The 18,777-nt window shown below is 70.4% G+C and carries 16 protein-coding genes; 3 read left to right on the forward strand and 13 right to left on the reverse strand.

All coding sequences use genetic code 11. The features are described 5' to 3' along the window. Positions 1–234 precede the first annotated feature (234 nt). Positions 235–1,716 (forward strand): oligosaccharide flippase family protein, encoded by a 1,482-nt coding sequence (locus tag MFF21_RS16590; RefSeq protein ID WP_238312405.1) that lies wholly within the window; start codon positions 235–237, stop codon positions 1,714–1,716. Positions 1,717–1,854: 138 nt separating this feature from the next. Further along, positions 1,855–2,493 carry a class I SAM-dependent methyltransferase gene (locus MFF21_RS16595; protein ID WP_238312406.1) on the forward strand — a complete coding sequence of 213 codons (639 nt, stop codon included), beginning with the start codon at positions 1,855–1,857 and terminating at the stop codon, positions 2,491–2,493. Between the two features lie 112 nt (positions 2,494–2,605). Here MFF21_RS16595 and MFF21_RS16600 read toward each other — a convergent pair whose 3' ends face one another. The 4 genes from MFF21_RS16600 to MFF21_RS16615 form a co-directional block, all read right to left on the reverse strand. After that, positions 2,606–2,899 carry a hypothetical protein gene (locus MFF21_RS16600; protein ID WP_238312407.1) on the reverse strand — a complete coding sequence of 98 codons (294 nt, stop codon included), beginning with the start codon at positions 2,897–2,899 and terminating at the stop codon, positions 2,606–2,608. Positions 2,900–3,613: 714 nt separating this feature from the next. Next, positions 3,614–4,786, reverse strand: coding sequence for a M20 aminoacylase family protein (locus MFF21_RS16605; RefSeq protein ID WP_238312408.1), 1,173 nt, complete (start codon positions 4,784–4,786; stop codon positions 3,614–3,616). Positions 4,787–4,879: 93 nt separating this feature from the next. Next, entirely contained in the window at positions 4,880–5,296 is a 417-nt protein-coding gene (gene cueR, locus MFF21_RS16610; RefSeq protein WP_283206541.1) for a Cu(I)-responsive transcriptional regulator, read from the reverse strand. Next, positions 5,293–7,776, reverse strand: coding sequence for a heavy metal translocating P-type ATPase (locus MFF21_RS16615; RefSeq protein WP_238312409.1), 2,484 nt, complete (start codon positions 7,774–7,776; stop codon positions 5,293–5,295). Before MFF21_RS16615 ends, cueR begins: the two co-directional genes overlap by 4 nt. Before the next feature lie 511 nt (positions 7,777–8,287). On the opposite strand from MFF21_RS16615, the gene MFF21_RS16620 reads away from it, so the two are divergent. Further along, the gene (locus MFF21_RS16620; RefSeq protein ID WP_238312410.1) at positions 8,288–8,731 is read left to right on the forward strand and encodes a translation initiation factor 2; all 444 of its coding nucleotides are present in this window, start codon (positions 8,288–8,290) and stop codon (positions 8,729–8,731) included. A gap of 45 nt (positions 8,732–8,776) precedes the next feature. Here the strand turns inward: MFF21_RS16620 and MFF21_RS16625 are convergent, their stop codons facing one another. The 9 genes from MFF21_RS16625 to MFF21_RS16665 all read right to left on the reverse strand — a co-directional run bounded on the left by MFF21_RS16625 (position 8,777) and on the right by MFF21_RS16665 (position 18,766). Next, a complete protein-coding gene (locus MFF21_RS16625) occupies positions 8,777–10,057 on the reverse strand; it encodes an ATP-binding protein (RefSeq protein WP_238312411.1) in 1,281 nt (426 codons plus the stop codon). Positions 10,058–10,065: 8 nt separating this feature from the next. Next, positions 10,066–11,106: a lysylphosphatidylglycerol synthase domain-containing protein gene (locus MFF21_RS16630; RefSeq protein WP_238312412.1), complete on the reverse strand. Its 1,041-nt coding sequence runs from the start codon at positions 11,104–11,106 to the stop codon at positions 10,066–10,068. Positions 11,107–11,367: 261 nt separating this feature from the next. Beyond that, a complete protein-coding gene (locus tag MFF21_RS16635) occupies positions 11,368–12,003 on the reverse strand; it encodes a uracil-DNA glycosylase (RefSeq protein ID WP_238312413.1) in 636 nt (211 codons plus the stop codon). Further along, positions 11,987–12,751, reverse strand: coding sequence for a PIG-L deacetylase family protein (locus tag MFF21_RS16640; protein WP_238312539.1), 765 nt, complete (start codon positions 12,749–12,751; stop codon positions 11,987–11,989). The genes MFF21_RS16635 and MFF21_RS16640 overlap by 17 nt, the downstream gene beginning before the upstream one ends. After that, positions 12,748–13,971 carry a glycosyltransferase family 4 protein gene (locus MFF21_RS16645; protein WP_238312414.1) on the reverse strand — a complete coding sequence of 408 codons (1,224 nt, stop codon included), beginning with the start codon at positions 13,969–13,971 and terminating at the stop codon, positions 12,748–12,750. Before MFF21_RS16645 ends, MFF21_RS16640 begins: the two co-directional genes overlap by 4 nt. Next, positions 13,968–14,861, reverse strand: coding sequence for a sugar phosphate isomerase/epimerase family protein (locus MFF21_RS16650; protein WP_238312415.1), 894 nt, complete (start codon positions 14,859–14,861; stop codon positions 13,968–13,970). The genes MFF21_RS16645 and MFF21_RS16650 overlap by 4 nt, the downstream gene beginning before the upstream one ends. After that, the gene (locus MFF21_RS16655; protein WP_238312416.1) at positions 14,858–16,474 is read right to left on the reverse strand and encodes a YcaO-like family protein; all 1,617 of its coding nucleotides are present in this window, start codon (positions 16,472–16,474) and stop codon (positions 14,858–14,860) included. The genes MFF21_RS16650 and MFF21_RS16655 overlap by 4 nt, the downstream gene beginning before the upstream one ends. A gap of 103 nt (positions 16,475–16,577) precedes the next feature. Further along, a complete protein-coding gene (locus tag MFF21_RS16660) occupies positions 16,578–17,582 on the reverse strand; it encodes a Gfo/Idh/MocA family protein (RefSeq protein WP_238312417.1) in 1,005 nt (334 codons plus the stop codon). Then, entirely contained in the window at positions 17,582–18,766 is a 1,185-nt protein-coding gene (locus tag MFF21_RS16665) for a class I SAM-dependent methyltransferase (RefSeq protein ID WP_238312418.1), read from the reverse strand. The genes MFF21_RS16660 and MFF21_RS16665 overlap by 1 nt, the downstream gene beginning before the upstream one ends. Positions 18,767–18,777: the final 11 nt, after the last annotated feature.

Consider the following 18,777-nt stretch of genomic DNA (forward strand, 5'->3'; position numbering starts at 1 on the left):
CGGCTGTCCAGGCATGGCAAAATTTCTGATCGATTCGACGCACTCTGATGGTCGGCTCCGTCGCGCAGACATTCGTGATGCGATGCCCAACAAGAAGCGACCCGCGATGGAGGCTGCCGCGATATGAGGGAAGACAGCGAGCGTTCCGGTCGCGGTGATGGACCCGAATCGCAGGGCGACGTGCCATCGGATGCGGGCGCCAAGCTTCCGCTCGGGACCGGAGCCCAGCCTGGGGTGGATGGGACGACGACGGCGGAACTCGCCGCCGTGGCCCAGGTGCCCGCGCGGGGTGAGACGCGCCGTCTCGCGGTGAACGTCCTGGCGGGGGGAGGCGCGAACCTGATCAAGATCGGCGTGCAGCTCTTGATGCTGCCGCTGATGGCGCATCTCCTGGGCCCGGCCGAGTTCGGCGTCTACGGACTTGCCCTGCCCACCGTCGCCTTCTTCATGACGCTCGCGGATGGCGGCCTCGGCGCCTCCCTGGCCCGGGAGCAGACTCAGTCGCGCGAGGTCTGGTCCACGGCGTTCTGGCTGATCCTGATGGTGGGCGTCGGGCTCGCGGCCCTTGTCGCCTGCTGGGGCTTGGTGCTGGCCCAACTCTCGCACGAGCCGGAAGTCGCCAGCGTGATGGCGCTCCTCTCGATCAGCTTCATCCTGCTGACCGCGGCGGTTCTGCCCTATGCGCGGTTGACCCGCGCGCGCCGCCTCGTGGTCATTTCCGGAGCGGATGTCGGCGGCAACCTCGTCGGGGCTGCGGTCGCGGTGGCGCTCGCCATGAGAGGCGCGGGGGCCATGAGCCTGGCGGCGCAGTACGTCACCGCCTACCTCGTGCGAGCGATCGTGCTCAACGCCGCCGCCTTTGTGCGGCCGAGCTTCGTTTTCCGCCCGTCAGCGCTGAAGTCGCATGTCTCCACCGGCAGCTCCCTCGTCTGCAGCCGGCTGGCGGATTTCTCGGGCCGGCTCATGGAGAACCTCGTCTTCGGGCGCAGTTTCGGCGCGGCTGCCCTCGGCACCTTCACCTTCGCCAACCAGGTGCCGCGCTTCCTGTGCGAGGCGGCATCCGGTCCGCTCTGGGCTGCGCTCTACGCCCACAGCCTGCGCGAGGACGATGCGCATATCGCGCAGCTTCATACCAAGCTCGTGCACATCCTCGCGCTGCTTCTGTCGCCCGTTGCCTTCCTGACGGCAGCCACCGTGCCGGGCCTGATCCATCTGATCCTCGGGCCGGCCTGGTCTCAGGCGGCCACGCTGATGAGCATCCTCATCCCGTTCTACGTGCTCAACGCCATCGCGCATCAGAGCGGTGCCATCCTCCTCGCGAAGGGGGCCGGCTGGACCGTGTTCCGGCTGTCCGCGCTGCTCGTCGTCACGCGCGTGGCGGCGGTGGCGGCCGGCCCCTGGATCGGACCGACCGGCGTGGCCTGGGGCATCGGCCTCGCGCAGGTGCTCTTCATCGGTCTGATGCTGTGCGCCCCGAGCCGGATCGGCCTGTCGCCGGTCGGACCGCTGCTGCGCGGCCTCCTCGCCCCGACGCTCGCCGGCATCTGCGCAGGCCTCGCCTGCTACCTCATCGTACAAGCCGCACCCGCCGATATCCTGCGCATCCTGATCGGTCTGGCGGCCGGCGTCGGCTGCTACCTCGTGGCGCTTCTCCTGCTCGAAGGTCGCCGGCTCCGCCAGGATGTGATGGCGATGCGGCGGCTCGTGCGCCCATGACGGCTCCCCATCAGGCGGATCGCCCCCGATGACGTGGCTGTCGGGCACAACTTCGAGTCTTCGTCTCGTCGCGCTCTCCCGTGCCGAAGGGGCCATGTTTTTGGCCGAGGGCGTCCAGCTTCAAGGGATAATTGTGCGATGATCACCGCCGCCATCCTCGATGCGATCTGGCAGAGGCCCGCCCTGTGGGAGAAGTTGCGCGTCCTCGTGCGCCGCACGGGGTACGACACGACCGATTGGCTTCGCTCGGCGATGTACAAGGACTGCTTCGCGTTCATTCGGTCCTTGGGTCCCGAAAACCTCGACGTGCTGGAGATCTCGGGCGGAAACCAGTGGACGCGCGATTTCGCGTTCAAAAGCTACGAGAATACCGAATATCCCGGGTTCGACATCTGCGCCGAGACCCTGCCGCGGCAATACGATCTCATCATCGCCGATCAGGTGTTCGAGCACCTGCCTTGGCCTTACCGCGCCGGCCGCAACGTCTGGTCGATGCTGAAGCCCGGTGGCCATCTCGTGATCGCCACGCCCTTCCTGGTCCGCATCCACCGCGTGCCGATCGACTGCTCCCGCTGGACGCCGGACGGGCTGAGCTATCTGCTGCAGGAATGCGGCTTCGCCGCCGAGGACATCACCACGAAGGCCTGGGGCAACCGCGCTTGCGTGGTCGGCAATTTCCGCAAGTGGCGCAAGCGCGGCTTCTTCGGGTCACTCACCAACGAGCCGGATTTTCCGGTGATGGTCTGGGCCTTCGCCCGCAAAGCGGCCGATGCCTGAGACGTACAAACGGAGGAGCATCCCAACATGCTCCTCTCTCACGGGCCCCCACCTCATGATCAGAACAATCGGGGGTTGCTGAATTGCCTGCGCGCCCCGGAAGGGCCGGCGGCTAATCGTGCTTCATATGCAGGTCGCCCTCGACCTGCCGGGGATCTTTGGTCGACAGCCGGGTGAAATGACCGACGAGGGCGGTGAGAATGACGGACACGAAGTAGCCGACCTGAAGCGCGACAAACGCACCGACCAGCATCAACGCAGTCAGCGGACCGCTCAGCAGGAAATTGACGGCACCGATCGCGAGTATCACCAGAAGTCCGGTCAGGATGAAACCGACAACCGAAACGTACCAGCCGCAGATCGCTCCGAAGACGGCAAAAAGTCCCCAAAGTCCGATGGTACCCATCAAATCTCTCCGTGCTCCGGAAACGTATCGACACCGTTAATCCGGCTTTCGAGCTTCGATGTTCCGGTGGGACTGACTTTCTTGCTGCCCATTATGTGGGCCAAGCGTGAACGAATCTTTCTCGAACCGTTGCGATCGAGTCTCCCGGTCTCGGTACACGCGACAAGCCCCACAGTCAGGTAACCGTCCTGTGAGGGGCTATCGTCGCCTGAAATGGCGCAACGTCGCGTCCCGTCGATGGCGATCGCTCCCGAGAGAAGGCGCCGAGGATGTCGCTTTCGCGGGCGATCCATGATGTGAGACATACGTTCCACGATTACGTCGGTTCCCTCCCCGGGGGCGGCTTGCCTATCCTTGCTTGATTCCGGGCCACTTCAAGTAGCGAAAGAGTGGATCCCTCGTTTTCTTCCGGATGGCGCTCGGGAGAGCGCGCAAGCCTGCTAGGCCGACGAAAACGAAAGCTACGGACCTCAACGCGAAACTCGGCTCTTCGCCGGGTTCGACTCTGTCGTACCAGAGTGGGTCGTGATCCTGCGCCATGGACCTCTCGCACGGTCTCGGACATGACGAGGCCGTTAACGATTCGTTTATCAAAGGCCGAAGTGGCAGACCACCTCGCATCACGACAGACCGACGCCGTTGTCTTCGGTCGGCCGCAACGCGGCAAAAAAGGCCCGACGGCCGGAGCCCGGCGCGCGCGCCCGCGTCAACCCGTCATCGATGGGCCGGTAGGCCCGTCTCGATGATGCGTGCCCAAAGCGAGGCGCCGTAGGGCGCGGCCTCGTCGTTGAAGTCGTATTCCGGGTGGTGGAGGCCCGCCGAGGGGCCGTTGCCCATGAAGATGTAAGCGCCCGGACGATGCGCGAGCATGTAGGAGAAATCCTCTGCCGCCATCATCGGCGCCACGGCCCGGTCGACCTTGTCCTCGCCCACGATCGCCGTTGCTACGTCCGCGATGAAATGGGTCTCGGCGGGATGGTTTTCCGTGGCGGGATAACCGCTTGCGAAATCGATCTCCGCGCGCGCTCCGAAGCCGGCTGCGACGTTGCGGGCGATGGCTTCGAGGCGTTCTCGCAGGAGCGCACGGACCTGGGGCGTCAGCGCCCGCATGGTGCCGCGCAGCTCCGCGCTCTGCGGCAGCACGTTGAAGGCCTCCCCCGCATCGACCGCGCAGACCGAGACCACGGCGGATTCCAGCGGATCGACGGAACGGGACACGATCGATTGCAGGGCGACGACGATGTGGCTCGCCACCAGCACGGTGTCGATGGCCGCCTGCGGCAGGGCGGCGTGCCCGCCCCGGCCCTGTACGGTGATGGTGAAACGGTCGGTCGAGGCCATGATCGGGCCGGGGCGGATCGCGAAGGTGCCGACCGCCTGGTTCGGGATGTTGTGCAGGCCGTAGACCGCCTCGACCCCGAAGCGCTCCATCATCCCGTCCTTCACCATGGCCTCGCCCCCTCCCCCGCCCTCCTCGGCGGGCTGGAAGATCAGGACGGCGCTTCCGTCGAAATCGCGGGTCTCGGCGAGGTACTTGGCGGCGCCGAGCAGCATGGCGGTGTGCCCGTCATGGCCGCAGGCATGCATCTTCCCCGGCACGGTCGAGCGGTAGGGAAGGTCGCGCACCTCCTGGATCGGCAGGGCATCCATGTCGGCCCGCAGGCCGATCGCCCGGTTGGAGCCGTGCGAGCGCCCGCGGATCACGCCGACCACACCCGTGCGGCCGATCCCCTCCGCCACCTCGTCGCAGCCGAAGGCGCGCAGCTTGTCGGCCACGAAGCCCGCCGTGCGGTGCACGTCGTATTGCAGCTCCGGATGCGCCTGGAGATCGTGCCGCCAGGCGGCGATCTCGTCGGCGAAACCGCGGATGCGGTCGATCACGGGCATGGGGAACTCTTCGCGGCTCGGGCTGTCTCGTTGGAACGATACCAGCAAACAGAAGGCCAAAGGGCGGGTCAACGGCCGAGCTTGGCCGATCTTCTATGCGGCTCTGTCCGGCCCGCCCGCGAGGTCGTCGAGGATCGGGCAATCGGGCCGGTCGTCGCCGCAACAGCGCCGGGCGAGATCCTCCAGGGTGCGGGCCATGCCCTCGAGCTCGGCGATGCGCCGGCGCAAGTCCCCGACATGGGCGAGGGCCACCGCCTTCACCCCGGCGCTCGCGCGGGAGCGATCGTGCCAGAGGGCGAGCAACTCGGTGATCTCCGTCATGGAGAAGCCGAGGTCGCGCGCCCGGCGCACGAAGCGCAGGGCATGGAGATCCGCCGGCGCGTAGAGCCGGTAACCGGCCTCGGTCCGCTCGGCCGGGGCGATGAGCCCGGTCTCCTCGTAGTAGCGGATCATCTTGGCCGAGACGCCGGTGGCGCGGGCGGCCTCGCCGATGGTGACATGGCCCCTCACGCTGCGGCTCCCGCCCGGCGCAGGCGCAGGGCGTTGCCGAGGACGAACAGGCTGGAAAGCGCCATGGCCCCCGCGGCGAGCGCCGGCGAGAAGAGCGGGCCGCCGAGTGCCGCGGGCAGCCCGGCCGCGACCGGGATCAGGGCGACGTTGTAGGCAAAGGCCCAGAACAGGTTCTGGCGGATATTGGCCATCACCGCCCGGGAGAGGGTCAGCGCCTCGGCCACGCCGGTGGTGCGGCCGGTCATCAGAACCACGTCGGCGCTCTCGACCGCGATGTCCGTGCCCGTCCCCATGGCGATGCCGACATCCGCTTCCGCCAAAGCGGGCGCATCGTTGATGCCGTCGCCGACGAAGGCGACCGGCCCATGGGCGCTGCGCAGGGACTTCAGCGCCTCGACCTTGCCGCCGGGCAGGACCTCGGCGACGATGTCCTCGATGCCGAGTTCGCGCGCCACGGCTTCCGCGGTGGCGCGGCCGTCGCCCGTGATCAGAGCGACACGCCGCCCGCCGGCCCGGATCGCGGCGACGGCTCCCCGTGCCTCCGCCTTGATCGGATCGGCGACGGCGAACAGTGCGGCGATCTTGCCGTCCGAGGCCAGATAGAGCGGGCTGCGGCCCTGCCGGGCCAGGTCGTCCGACGCCGCGGCGAAGCCTTCGGTGGCAATGCCGAGCCGTTCCATGAAGCGCCGGGCGCCGATGGCGACGCTGCGCCCGTCCATCTGCCCGGAGACGCCGAAGCCAGCCTCCGCCGCAAATGCCTCGACCGGCGGCAGCGCGATCGCCTGGTCCCGTGCGGCCGCGACGACGGCCCGCGCGATCGGATGCTCGGAGCGGCTCTCGATCGCGCCGGCGAGGGCGAGGGCCTGTGCCCGCGTGACGCCCTCGGCGAGGATCAGATCCGTAAGGCGCGGATGTCCCTCGGTCAGGGTTCCGGTCTTGTCGAAGGCGACGACCTTCACGTCTTGCAGCGCCTGGAGCGCCGCCCCCTCGCGAAACAGGACGCCCCGTTCCGCCGCCCGGCCGGTGCCGACCAGGATGGAGGTCGGCGTGGCGAGCCCCATGGCGCAGGGACAGGCGACGATCAGCACGGCCACGGCCGCGACCAGGGCCTGGCCGAGCGCCGGGCTCGGGCCGAAGGCGAGCCAGGCCAGGAAGGTGAGCCCCGAAACCGCCATCACGGCCGGCACGAACCAGAGCGTGACCCGATCGACCAGGGCCTGGATCGGTAGCTTGCCGCCCTGTGCCGCCTCGACCAGGCGCACGATCTGGGCGAGCATGGTGTCGGCGCCGGTCCTGTCGACGCGCAGATCGAGGCTGCCGCTCGTGTTGAGCGTGCCGCCGATGGTGCGGTCGCCGGGTTTCTTGCCGACCGGCACCGGCTCGCCGCTGACCATGCTCTCGTCGACATAGCTTGCCCCCGCCACGACGATGCCGTCCGCGGCGACGCGTTCGCCGGGACGAACCCGGACGATGTCGCCGAGCCTGAGCGCAGCGATCGGCACGTCCTGCTCGGTTGCGCCGCGCAGGACGCGGGCGGTCTTGGGGGTGAGGTCGATCAGGCGGGTGATGGCGGCCCCGGTTCGGCCCTTCGTGCGGGCCTCCAGCAGGCGTCCGAGCAGGATCAGCGTGACGATGACCGCGCTAGCTTCGAAGTAGAGATGCGCCGTCCCCGGAGGCAGCCAATCGGGCGCGATAGTCGAGACCAGGGAATAGAGATAGGCGGCGCCGGAGCCGAGGGCGACGAGGGCGTTCATGTCCGGATGCTCGCGCAGCAGCCCGGGCAGGCCGGCGGCGAAGAAGCGCCGGCCGGGGATGGCGAGCACCAGCGTCGCCAGCAGCGCCTGGAGCACGGTGCCCCCCTCCCCCAGCCCCTGGCCCACGAGGTCATGGAAGCCGGGGACGAGGTGGCCGCCCATGTCGAGCACGACGATGGGCAGGGTGAGGAGCGCCGCGACCACGGTGTCCCGGCGCAGGCGCTGGGCCTCGCGGGCCTGACGCGCGGCCCGGTCGTCGGAGGCGCCCTCCTCGACCGCCCGTGGCTCGTAGCCGGCCGTGCGGATGGCGGCCTCGATGGCCTCTCGGCTGGGAAAGCCGCCGGCGTGGCGGATCTCGGCCCGGCCGGTCGTCAGGTTGACGGCGGCCTGCGTCACGCCGGGCAGCCCGTTCAGCACCCGCTCCACGCGCGCGGAGCAGGAAGCGCAGCTCATGCCCTCGATGCCGATCCGGGTGACGGTTTCCGGGACGTCGTACCCCGCCGCGCGGATCGTCTCCGGCACCGCGGCCGGGTCCGCCGTTTCGGGCAGCCGGAGGGAGGCCGTGCCCGTGGCGAGATTGACCGCGACGTCGCGTGCCCCCGGCAGAGCCGCGAGCGCCCGTTCGACGCGGCCGACGCAGGAGGCGCAGCTCATGCCCTCGACGGGCAGGACGAGGTGCCGCAGCGGCCCCGTCGCAGGGGAGGCCTCGGCGGCTTCGGCCGGCATGGGGGAAAGATCGCTTCGAGGGTCCATGCCCGTTCAGATAGGGCTTCCCATCATGGGAAGGTCAAGGGCTGGCGGGGCGTCGCGCCTGCGGCCCTCGGCACCGTGCCTCTCGAAATCGCCGTGAGCGATGGGTTGGGGGCGGTGTCGCGTCCGGGGAGGGAGCGCTTTGGATTGCCCCGGCTCCGCCTCTGAGGACGAGGGAGAGGGGCTGATCGATGGCAGGACGCTGTGATGAGGATTTTATCTGGTCGCCCCCTATCACGATTGTCGTGCTTGCATAAAACAACCTGTAATTGTTATTCGATGCGATAAATTCTGAAATTACTGTGCGGGCGTGCGTGTTGGCGCTCGCGTAAATTAGTCATTTGGAAATCGGATTTCATGGAATGCGTCGAAAAACTGCATTCTATGATTGCATTTCCGTAGATGGCTTCGGGTCTCGTCTTGCTTGATGCGGGTTCTCCCCGCATGAGGCCAGGGCCGCCAACGTATGCGGCCTTGGGGGAACGACATGTCCATTGTGAAACTGTCCTCGGCCGCTCTGCTGGCCGTGTCGCTCTGCGCTTGCGGAAGCGTGGTGCGCGGGACCAGCGAGAGCATCGCCTTCGTCTCCGAGCCGTCCGGGGCGGCGATGACCACGAATTCGAAATATGCCTGCCCGGCCACCCCTTGCACCCTGCAGGTCGAGCGCTCCGACGAGTTCGACGCGACCTTCACGCTGCCGGGCCATCGGCCGGAGACGATCCCCGTGCGGACCAAGGTCGTCGCGGGCGGCGCCGCGGGCTTTGCCGGAAACGTGCTGGCCGGCGGCCTGATCGGCATGGGCGTCGATGCCTATACCGGCGCGGCCCTGGACCACTCCCCGAACCCGGTCTTTGCGCGGCTCACCCCGCTCACTCCCCCCGTGCTCCACAAGCGCGGCCGCGCGCCCCGTGCCGGCGAACCGGGCATGTAGGACCGCACGGAGCCGGTCCCGGCTCGGTCGGGACCGGCCTCGCGCTCAGACCGGGGGCGGCTCGGGCGGGCGCTCCCGGTGTTCCAGCAGGATCGCGCTGACCGTGGTGCCTTGGCCGACCTCGCTCTCGATGACGAGCCGGCCGCGGTGGCGGTTGAGGACGTGCTTGACGATGGCGAGGCCGAGCCCTGTGCCGCCCTGCTGGCGGCTCGAGGCTACGTCGACCCGGTAGAAGCGCTCGGTGAGCCGCGGGATGTGCTCCGGCGCGATCCCCGGGCCCTCGTCGCGCACCTTCAGCCGTATGGGCGCCGGCTTCCCGCCCTCCGCCTCGCCCCGCTCCAGGGTCACCGCGACGAGGCCGCCCTCGCTGCCGTATTTGAGGGCGTTCTCGACCAGGTTCTCGACCACGCGCTGCAGCTCGTCGCGCTCGCCCAGCACGAGGCAGGCATGCTCCGGCCCCTCGAAGGTGATGGCGACGCCGCGCTCGCGGGCGAGGGGGGCCTGGATCTCCACCATCTGCCGGGTGAGCGCGCAGAAATCGACTGCCTGGGTCGGGGCCATGTGCTCGCGCAGCTCGATCCGCGAGAGGGAGAGCAGGTCGTCGATCAGCCGCGTCATGCGCTGGGCCTGGGTGCGCATGATCCCGAGGAAGGTCTCCCGCGCCTTCGCGTCGTCCCGGGCCGGCCCCTGAAGGGTCTCGATGAAGCCGAGGAGCGAGGCGAGCGGCGTGCGCAGCTCGTGGCTGGCATTGGCCACGAAATCCACCCGCATGGCCTCAAGGCGCCGGGCGGAGGTGAGGTCGCGCAGGAACAGCACGACATTGGGCGCGCCGCCGCCATTCGCGTCCGGCATGGGCAGGGCGCCGATCTGGACCTCGAAGGCGCGCTCGTGCGGCACGCGGGTGGCGTAGCCGGTCTTGAGCGGCTGGCCGTTGCGTAGGACGGCATCGATGGCGTCCAGCACGTCCGGCGACCGCAGGGCGAAGGAGAGTGGGTGGCGCAGCTTGAGGGCGGGCAGGAGCGCCCGGGCTGCCGGATTGGCTTCGATCACCACCGCTCGGCGATCGACCAGGATGACCGGATCGGGGATGTTGGCGAGCAGCGCCTCCGCGATGGCGTGGCGCTCGGCCATGGGCCGCTCCTCGGCCTTCCGCAGCATAGGCTGGCGAGCCGCCCGGGCCGCGAAGGCCCCGATCGCCACCGCGACGAGGCAGGCGAGCAGGAATTCGAGATCCAGGCGCCCACGCAGGGCCGCGACGAGGGCGAGGACGCTCGCGGCGACGGCCGCGCCGAACCACGCGGGGGGAGAGCCGGCGGTGCCGAGCATCGCGTCCGTCAGGGATCGTTGGCGGCGCGGCGCCGGTGCAGGCGCCGGGCGCCCTGATGCAGCCCCAGCAGGGCGAGCGCCAGGGCGAAAGGCACCAGATAGTAGCAGACCCGGAAGAGGAGCAGCGAGCCGAGCACCTCGTCCCGCGGCAGGCTCGACAGGGCGAGCAGGATGGTCGCCTCGAACACGCCGAGGCCGCCGGGGGCGTTGGAGGCGATGCCGAGCATCGCCGCGAGCACGTAGATCGCGACGAAGGTGGTGAAGCCGAGGTTCAGCTCATGCGGCAGCAGGACGTAGAGCACCGCTGCCGCCGAGCAGACGTCGCCGATGCCGACGAGCATCTGGCTGAAGGAGACGGTGGCCCCGGGCAGTTCGAGCTGCCAGTGCCGCACCTTGATGTAGCGGCGCTTCACCGAGACCCAGACGAGGTAGCCGAGCACCAGCAGCAGCGCCCCGAAGCCGAGGCCCTGGTTCAGCTCGATGCTGGTGAAGGTGAGGCTCGCGAGCTGGCCGGCCTCCACGATCAGGCTGAGCCCGAGCACCACGCCCATGCCGAGCCAGAAGGTGAAGCCGGCGATCACCGTGAGGGCGGCGATCTTGGCCGCGGAGAGACCGCGGCTCGAATAGATCCAGTAGCGGACGGTGCCCGCCGTGAAGAGCGGGAAGCCCAGGGTGAAGCTCACCGCGTAGCTGGTGAAGGAGGCGAGCGCGGTGATGCGGTAGGGCATCTTCAGCCGCAACTGCTTGAGCGCCAGGGCGTCGTAGCAGGTGAGGAACAGGTAGCTCACGCCGACGAAGAGGAAGGCGAGCCAGAGCTGGCCGCCGGTCACGCTCGTGAAGGCGCTCTGCAACTCGGCCCAGGTGATCTCTTCCGAGAGCTTCCAGAGCACGAACAGCGAGATCGCGATGAGCACGAGGCTCGCCACCGTGCCGATCCAGGCATAGCGTCCCCGGAAGCTGCCCTGGCGCGCCGCCGCTCCGTCGCCGGCCTGGTCCGGCTTCACCGGCTCGGCCTGCGAAAGGTCCTTCCGCTTACCCGCGAAGTTCATCTGAAACGGCGTCTGCTCCCGCTGATCGCGTTAATCGGCGCCCGCTCCGCGATCCGGGGATCCGCGGAACACGCCCCGAGCGTCCGGTCTTGCGCATGTCCTTCACGCGGGCCGGGAGACACCTCGCTCGAACATGTGCCGAGGGCCGGCCGCGACGAGACCGGCCCGGGCGATACCGGTGCCGGCCCACCCGCCGCATGTAGGCCGTTACCCGGGCAAACGCCAGCGAGGGCGACGACTTCGCCCGTCTCCGACCGGATTCTACACGGGATCGTGCGTCAGGCGGGCCGCGGCCTCGCGCAGGCCGGCCCGGATCCGCTCTGCCACGCTCGGCGAGGTGCAGACATAGGTCGGGCTCGGATGCGGCACGGCGATCACCGGGAGCGTCGGGCGCAGGGCGCCGAGGGGCGCTGCCGCCCGGGCGGCGAAGCGACCCGCCGTCACCACCACTGCGAGACGGGGCAGGAGATCGAGGAGAGGCGCGAGATAGGCCGCCCCGGCCAGGGCCTCGGCCCGGGTGGGCGCCCGGTTGCGCGCGCCCTGCGCGTGGATCACCCAGGGCACGGCATTCCAGATCAGGGTGTCGGCCCGGGCGATGCCGGCCTCGGCGAGGAAGCGGAACAGGTTCGCGGCCGTGCCGGTGGCGTTGTCGCGGGAGACGAGGCCGGTGCCGAAGATCGCGGGGCCTGGCGTCTCGAGGAGCAGGAGCAGCCGCGCGCCGGTCCCGCCGTCGAGGGGATCCGGGTCCGGCACCGGGGCCCGCCGCTCCGCGGCGATGCGTCGGGCGAAGGCCCCGAGCGGGGCGACGTGGGGGGCGTCGCGCAAGGTCAGGCGCGCCGCGAGCACAGCGGGATCGCGGAAGCTCTTGGGCGCGGCCGGCTCAGGCGGCCGCGACATCGAGGCCGGCGACGGCCGGGGCGCGGCCGGACAGGCGGAAGCGCTCGGTGCGTTCCTCGGCGGCGAGCCGCCGGGCCAGGCCGTCGGGGCCGCCGAACTGGAAGCCGATCTGGCTGGCATAGGCCGCGCAGGCGGCTTCCTTGCGCGCCTCCGTCCCCGCGCCGAAGCGCAGGGTCGCCACCGGCAGGCGGGCGAAGCGCGTGCGGCACGGCTCCTTCGGCGCGGGGACGCGCACGGTGTAGGGGAAGTCGCGCCACCACAGCGCCGTGCTCCGGCGGCAGACCGCCTGGAGGGCGCGCACGACATGGACATGGTCGACATGGCCGCCGATGGCCTGGGGCGCCAGAACCAGATCCGGCTCCATGTCGGGAATCAGCCGCTCGAAGGCATCGGCGAGGCCGAGTTCGATCCGGTCGTCGGGCCGGATGCCATCGAACAGCGCCGGGGCCGACTCGTAGCCGCGGTGGGGCGCCTCGCGGAAGGGCAGGTGCACCGGCTCGGCGACGCCGAGCGCCCGCATGGCCGCCGCATCCTCCTGCCGGCGCAGGGCCATGTAGTCGGTCTCCGCGGACAGCCCCTTGTCGAGCTGGCAGGCCAGGGCGAAGCCCTGGGGGTGGGGCACCGAGGCCGTGAAGACGGTGGCGACCACCACCTCCCAACCCGCGGCGGCCAGATGCGCGAGCAGGCCCCCGGCGGAGAAGGCGGCGTCGTCGAGATGGGGCGAGATGGCGAGCGCGGTCGGCATCAGAGCAGATGCGGCTCCTTGCGGAATCGGCAGGCGGGATCGTGCGGCAGGAGGTCTGAAAAGCCCGTCCGGGGCGCTTCGTTCCGGATGGCGGCGTAGACCTCCATGATCTGCCGGCCCACCGCCCTCCAGGAATAGACCCGGCGGCACTCGTCGAGGCCGTCGCGGGCGAGGCGGCGGCGCAGGGGTTCGTCCGCGATCACCCGAACGAGCGCCCCGGCCAGGGCCGTCACGTCGCCCGGCTCGACGAGGAGGCCGTTCTCGCCGTCGCGCAGGCAATCCGACACGCCGACGGAATGGGTCGAGACCACGGCGAGACCGGCGGCCATGGCTTCGAGGATCGTGTTGGAGAAGCCCTCGGCATAGGTCGGCGAGACGAAGACATCCGCCGCCCGGTAGAGCTCGGGCACGGTGTCGTACGCGGCATAGCCGGTGAAGCGCACCTCGTCCGTGGAGAAGCCGAGGGCCTGCGCCTTCTCCTGCGACGGCGCGACGTCCGGGCCGATGCCGGAGATCGTGACGGCGAAGGGCGTGCCCCGCTGCTTCAGAAGGGCCAGGGCGTCGAGGAAGTCGAGCACGCCTTTCCGGCGGTCGACGCGGCCGTGATAGAGCAGGCGCACCGGGCCGGCACGATCCCCCTCCCCCGGCGTGAACCGGGCGGTGTCGACGGCGCCGGGCACGATGGTGAAGCGGGCCGGGTCCGAGCCGAGGCGATCGCAGACCTCCTTCACGAAGGATCGGCCGCCGATCAGCAGGGCGTTGGCCTCGGCCAGAACCGTGCACATCGCGACGCGGTGCGTCTCGCAGCAGGAGCCGACCCAGTGGCCGTCCCCGCCCTGGATCGAGACCACGCTCGGCACGCCGATCCGCTTGGCCGCGAGCAGCACCGCCCAGCCGGTCGGGTAGCCGTATTGCGCGTGCAGGATGTCGAAGGGCCTCCGCGCGTGCTCGGCGCGGATCGTGGCGACCATGGTATCGATGTCGCGCTCGAAATCGCCGCCGCCCTGCTCGCCGCGCTGCTCCAGGCCGATCACCCGCACGCCGGGCACCGGCGGGGGCGGGCCGCCGCCATAGACCCGCGTGCCGAAGGCGTCGCCGCGATATTGCGAGATCATCGTGACGTCGTGACCCGCGGCGACGAGCTCGCGCAGCAGGTTCTGCGCGTAGACGCTCATACCGGATATCGCCGGGAAGTAGCGGCGGCTGACGAAGCAGATCCTCATGCGGTCGGCAGTCCCGGGATCGGGGTTTCGCGGGGCGTCGCGTCCGGCGGTGGCAGGCCGGGACCCGGCCGGCGGCAGCTGCGCAGGTGGTCCAGGGCCTGGGCCACCATCACGTCGGCCCGGTGGCTCTCGCGGGACAGCTCGACGCAGACGAGCTTCCGGAAATCCACCGCCTCCAGGGCGTCGAGCACGGCAGGAACGTCCATGTCGCCCTCGCCGAAGGGGAGGTGCACGTGCACGCCCCGCTTCATGTCCTCGATCGCCACCGTGCCGAGCCGGGGGGCGAATTCGTATACGGCCGCGGCCGGATCGCGCTCGCCGGTGACGAGGCAATGGCCGGTATCGAGGGCGAGCGTCAGGCCGGGCAGGTCGAGGGCGGCGAAATCGTCGAGCGTCTCGATCAGCATGCCGGGCTCCGGCTCCAGGGCCGCGACCACGCCCTTCTCGGCGGCAAAGCCGGCGACCTCCGTCAGCCCCTCGATCAGCCAGCGCCGCGCCTCGGACCGGTCGATGCCGGGCTTGAGCACGCCGGCCCAGAAGGAGACCGCCTCCGCCTCCAAGATCCCGCCGATCTCGATGGCCCGCTTGAGGAAGCCGACCCGCCGGGCGCGGCCGGCGGCGTCCGCGGTGACGAGCGTCGGCTCGTGCTTGGCGGTGGGGTCGAGGAGGAAGCGGGCGCCCGTCTCGATGACGCAGCCGAGTTCCAGCCGCTTCAGGATGCTGGCGATGCGGTCCGCCTCGACCACCCAGTTCTCGGCGAAGGGATCGAGGTGGTGGATGTCGAGGGTCAGGGCGACGCCGTCATAGCCCGCATCCTTGATGAGGCGGATCGCATCCTCGATGCGATGGTGGGCGGTGCCGTTGGTGTTGTAGGCGAAGCGCAGGGTCATGCGCGCCTCCGTTCGGCCCGGCGCCCCTGCCGCTCGTAGCGGAAGGGCGCGTGGTGGGATTCCGGCTCGCGATAGAGGGGGTAATGCGAGCCCATGATCTCCTCGGCCAGCGCCACGTCGAAGAGCGGCTGGCCGCCGAAGCGCTCCAGGGCTTCCGGTGTCAGGCGAACCGGCTTCAGGGTCTCCGTCGGCGCTCCGAAGCGGATCAGGGGATGGTCGCGCTCGATCAGCTTGCGGGCGTTGCGCTCGCCGATGCGGTAGTAGCTCATGGTCTCGACCTCGAGACCGGGCACGATCGCCTTCACCGTGCCGATGCCGGAGCCGGTCGGGGCGCAATCGACGTAGAGCACGTCGAAGCCCTCCGCCTCCAGGCGCTCCCGGGCGATGCGGCCGCGGGCCTGCCCGTCCGGCGCCTCGGTGGTGGGCAGCGTCGAGAAGGCTTTGGTCGAGCGCTGGGCGTAGACCGTGTCCGCCAGCACGTCCCGCAGCTCGGTCTTGGATAGCTCGATCCAGGCAAGCATGGCCTGGAGGGCCCGGCTCTCCTCCAGGTCGAGGCTCGGCAGGGCCTTGTCGATGAAGGCCTGGACGTAGCCCGGCGGCGCCACCGTGTCGGCCAGCGCGAGCGGGCCGTGGCCGAAGGTCTTGCGCACCCGCGCGGCCTGGAATTCGAGGAGCGCCTTGCGCAGGGCCCGCTCCCGGTCCGGGTCGCAGGCCTCGCCGCAGGCCGAGAGGGCGATCGGGGCGGGGGCGTCGTCCGGGTTCTCGTCGTAGCCCACGACGTAGAGATTGGTCAGGCCGAACTGGTCGGTGGCGAATTTCGGCAGCGCCCGGATGCCGAGGGCGGCGAGGCGGTCGAGCATGCCCCGGGTCTCGGGGCCGATGCCGTCGAGGTCGAGCATCACCCCCTGGTCGAGGGCGCGGAAGAGCAGGCCGTTGCCGTCGCGCTGCAGCAGTTCGAGCAGGCCGTGGCCGAGGGCGAAGGCGGTGTCCGGCCCGGCGCCGAGGCCGTTGGTGATGAGGTTGGTGAAGGGGGTGTAGCCCGGGCGCAGCTCGAAATAGTCGGTCGCGGCGATGTCCAGGGGCACCAGAACGGTCTCTCCGGTGCGGGCGCGGATCGCCGGCGCCCAATCGAGGGGCGTGTCGCGTCCGACCGGCGAGCCCGCCGGCAGGCAGAGGGTCAGCGGGTCGGCCACCGATGAGGCGCCGTGCACCCGCACCAGGTCGTGATAGGCGATCCCGGTCTCGTAGCGTTTCGCCCGCTCCGGGAAGCTGACGGAGGACATCAGGTTCTCGGCGATCTCGGCGACGGCACCGATCAGGGCTTCGTCGTCGGTGGCGCCGTAGCCGATCCCCGAAGGCATGGCGCCCACGAAGAAGGGGTCGTCGAGGAACAAGGCCACGAACCAGACCGGGATGCCGGTGCGGTCGAGGGGCGCGATGTTGAAGCCGACGATGCGGCCCTCGGGCAGCACGTCGAGATAGGCGCGCACCGCATCCGGCAGCCGCTCGGGCAGGCCCTCGATCCGGCGGGGGGCGCCGTAGCGGTACCGCCGCGGGGCCTTCAGGCTGGCGTGGCGAGCCCGGTCGTCCTGGTCGAGCGCGGTCGTGGTCATGGCGTTCCGGTCCTTGCTCGAACGGTTCCCGTCCCGCTGGGTCGCCCCTCCCCGGCTCGGGACGGTGCGGCCTCGCGGTCCGGTCTCCTCCCCGTGTCGTCGTTCAGGCCGCTCCCGCATAGGCGCGGGCGACGAGGCGCATGGTGTGCAGGTCGCGCTCGGCCGAGTAGGCGGCGCGGCCCTCCGGGTCCCGCAGGGCGGCGCTGAAGCTGCGCACCTGCTGCACGAAGGGCGAAAGGGTCTCGTCGAAGGCGATCGGCTCGGACAGGCCGGTCTCGCCCCCGGTGAAGCTGAGGCGGCCTCCCGCCGTCTGGCCCATCGTGTCCTCGGCGGTGAGGAGGCCTGCGGTGCCGACGACTTCCAGGCGCCGCCGGGGCAGCGGGTCGGGGCAGTTATAGGCGACATGGAGCTGGGCGAGCGCGCCCGATCCCGTCCGCCCGACGAGCACGGCGCCGTCGTCGACCGCGTAATCCTGGGCGCGGGACTGGGTCAGGGCGGCGATGTCGCGGAGCGGCTCGTCGAGTAGGAAGTCGACCAAGTCGATCCCGTGGGGGGCGAGGTCGATCAGAGCGCCGCCGCCGGCCCGGCCGGCGTCGATGCGCCAATTGTCCTGGCCCTGGAAAGCGGCCCAGTCCCGCCCGAGCCAGCAGGCATAGACGATGCGCACGCTCGTCACCGTGCCGAGCCGCCCCGCCCGGATCGCGTCGCGCATGGCGATATGGGCCGGGTGGTGCCGCTGGTCGAAGGCGGTGCCGTAGAAGGCGCCGGCCCGCCAGACCGCTGCTGCGATCGCCTCGGCATCGGCCAGGGAGGCCGCCATCGGCTTCTCGCAGAGCACGGCCTTGCCGCTGGCGGCAAGCGCCTCCACGGCCTCGCGATGCAGGTGGTTCGGGGTCGCGACATAGACCGCCTCGATCTCGTCCTCCGCGATCAGGTCTGCGAGATCGGCATGGGCGCGCGCGCCGTCCGCCTCCGCCTTCGCCCGTGCCCGCGGATCGGGATCGGCGACGGCGACGAGGCGGTGCCCCGCCGCGGCGATCGCCGGCATCATGTAGTCGCGCGCGACCCATCCGTAGCCGACGATGCCCCAGCCGACGCGGTCGCCCATCACCAACGCTCCGGCAGATCGACGAATTCGCGCCGGCGGATCCGCTCGGCCTCGGCCGCCTGGAGGTCGCCGTCCCAGGTGATCGCATCCGGACCGTGGGAGCGGAGTGGATAGGTCACGCGGTCGGCGTATTCGGCCTCGTAGCGCTCGGAGGGCCAGCGGATCGCGAAGCCGCCGCCGGAGTCCGGCACGTAGAGCGGGTTGAGGCGCAGATGCGCGTCCGCCGGCGGCAGGGTGATGCCGTCGAGCACGGCGCGGGGCGCCGGGCGCATGCCGGGGCCGGCGACGAGGGAGAAGGCTTCGCAGGTCTTGAGCGCGTTGGGCTCGCGCGGATGCGGGGCCCGCGCCTCGACCAGGGCTTGGGTCAGCTCCGCGTCGTCGTAGACGAGGCCGTCCGGGAACAGCTCCTCGATCTCCGAGGCCGAGACCGCCTTGCCCGCCGAGAAGCCCGGGCAGCCGCTGTTGTGGATGTGGCTGAGGGCCAGCCAGCCCTCCTCCCCCGCGGTGTGGCGCAGGCATTCGAGCACCCGGGCCTTGTCGTCGAGGAAGTAGAAGGCGTCGTTGCAGAGCGCGAGGTCGACGGAGGCCGCCGGCACCGGCCAGTGCGGCGAGGCGGCATCGAAGCAGAGCAACTGCGCATCCGGCCCGACCACCCAGTTGCGGGCGACCCAGAGCTTGCCGAAGACCACGTCGCCGCCCGCCACCTTGCAGCCGCGCCGGAGCATCTCGCGCAGGTAATGCCCGATGCCGCAGGCGAGCTCGAACACGCAGGCCGGCTCGTTCCAATGGGCCTCGAGCAGGCTGAGCCCGGCGAGATAGGTCGGGTCGGTCCAGCGGTTGACGAAGTAGTCGCCCACCCGGCCCCAGCCGAGCAGGTCCACCGCCTCGCGCAGCGTCGCCCGGGTCCGGTCGGCGACGAGGCGGTGCAGGGAATCCGGGTCGGCGGCCGGCCCGTTCCACCAATCGTCCTGATCGGCGAGCAGGCCGATCAGGGCCTCCTCGGTCGCGCCCTTGTCGATGGCGGCGAGGGTGCGGGCGACGAGCTCGTCGCGCCCCACCCGCAGATAGGGAATGCCGTCGATCACGGGCCAGCGCTCGCCGGTCCCCCCATCCTTCAGGATGTGGGGGCCGTCGGCCTTCAGCCGGTTGCCGGTCGTCGGCGAGAGGGGATCGAACGGGATCATGGGCAGGACAG

Source organism: Methylobacterium organophilum, from assembly GCF_022179465.1.
GTDB lineage: Bacteria > Pseudomonadota > Alphaproteobacteria > Rhizobiales > Beijerinckiaceae > Methylobacterium > Methylobacterium organophilum.

Bases quoted from the DNA above. Each gene is read 5' to 3' on its own strand.
- MFF21_RS16595 (WP_238312406.1), top strand. From the start codon at position 1,855: ATGATCACCGCCGCCATCCTCGATGCGATCTGGCAGAGGCCCGCCCTG.
- MFF21_RS16600 (WP_238312407.1), bottom strand. From the start codon at position 2,899: ATGGGTACCATCGGACTTTGGGGACTTTTTGCCGTCTTCGGAGCGATC.
- MFF21_RS16605 (WP_238312408.1), bottom strand. From the start codon at position 4,786: ATGCCCGTGATCGACCGCATCCGCGGTTTCGCCGACGAGATCGCCGCC.
- MFF21_RS16615 (WP_238312409.1), bottom strand. From the start codon at position 7,776: ATGCCGGCCGAAGCCGCCGAGGCCTCCCCTGCGACGGGGCCGCTGCGG.
- MFF21_RS16620 (WP_238312410.1), top strand. From the start codon at position 8,288: ATGTCCATTGTGAAACTGTCCTCGGCCGCTCTGCTGGCCGTGTCGCTC.
- MFF21_RS16625 (WP_238312411.1), bottom strand. From the start codon at position 10,057: ATGCTCGGCACCGCCGGCTCTCCCCCCGCGTGGTTCGGCGCGGCCGTC.
- MFF21_RS16630 (WP_238312412.1), bottom strand. From the start codon at position 11,106: ATGAACTTCGCGGGTAAGCGGAAGGACCTTTCGCAGGCCGAGCCGGTG.
- MFF21_RS16635 (WP_238312413.1), bottom strand. From the start codon at position 12,003: ATGTCGCGGCCGCCTGAGCCGGCCGCGCCCAAGAGCTTCCGCGATCCC.
- MFF21_RS16645 (WP_238312414.1), bottom strand. From the start codon at position 13,971: ATGAGGATCTGCTTCGTCAGCCGCCGCTACTTCCCGGCGATATCCGGT.
- MFF21_RS16650 (WP_238312415.1), bottom strand. From the start codon at position 14,861: ATGACCCTGCGCTTCGCCTACAACACCAACGGCACCGCCCACCATCGC.
- MFF21_RS16655 (WP_238312416.1), bottom strand. From the start codon at position 16,474: ATGACCACGACCGCGCTCGACCAGGACGACCGGGCTCGCCACGCCAGC.
- MFF21_RS16660 (WP_238312417.1), bottom strand. From the start codon at position 17,582: ATGGGCGACCGCGTCGGCTGGGGCATCGTCGGCTACGGATGGGTCGCG.
- MFF21_RS16665 (WP_238312418.1), bottom strand. From the start codon at position 18,766: ATGATCCCGTTCGATCCCCTCTCGCCGACGACCGGCAACCGGCTGAAG.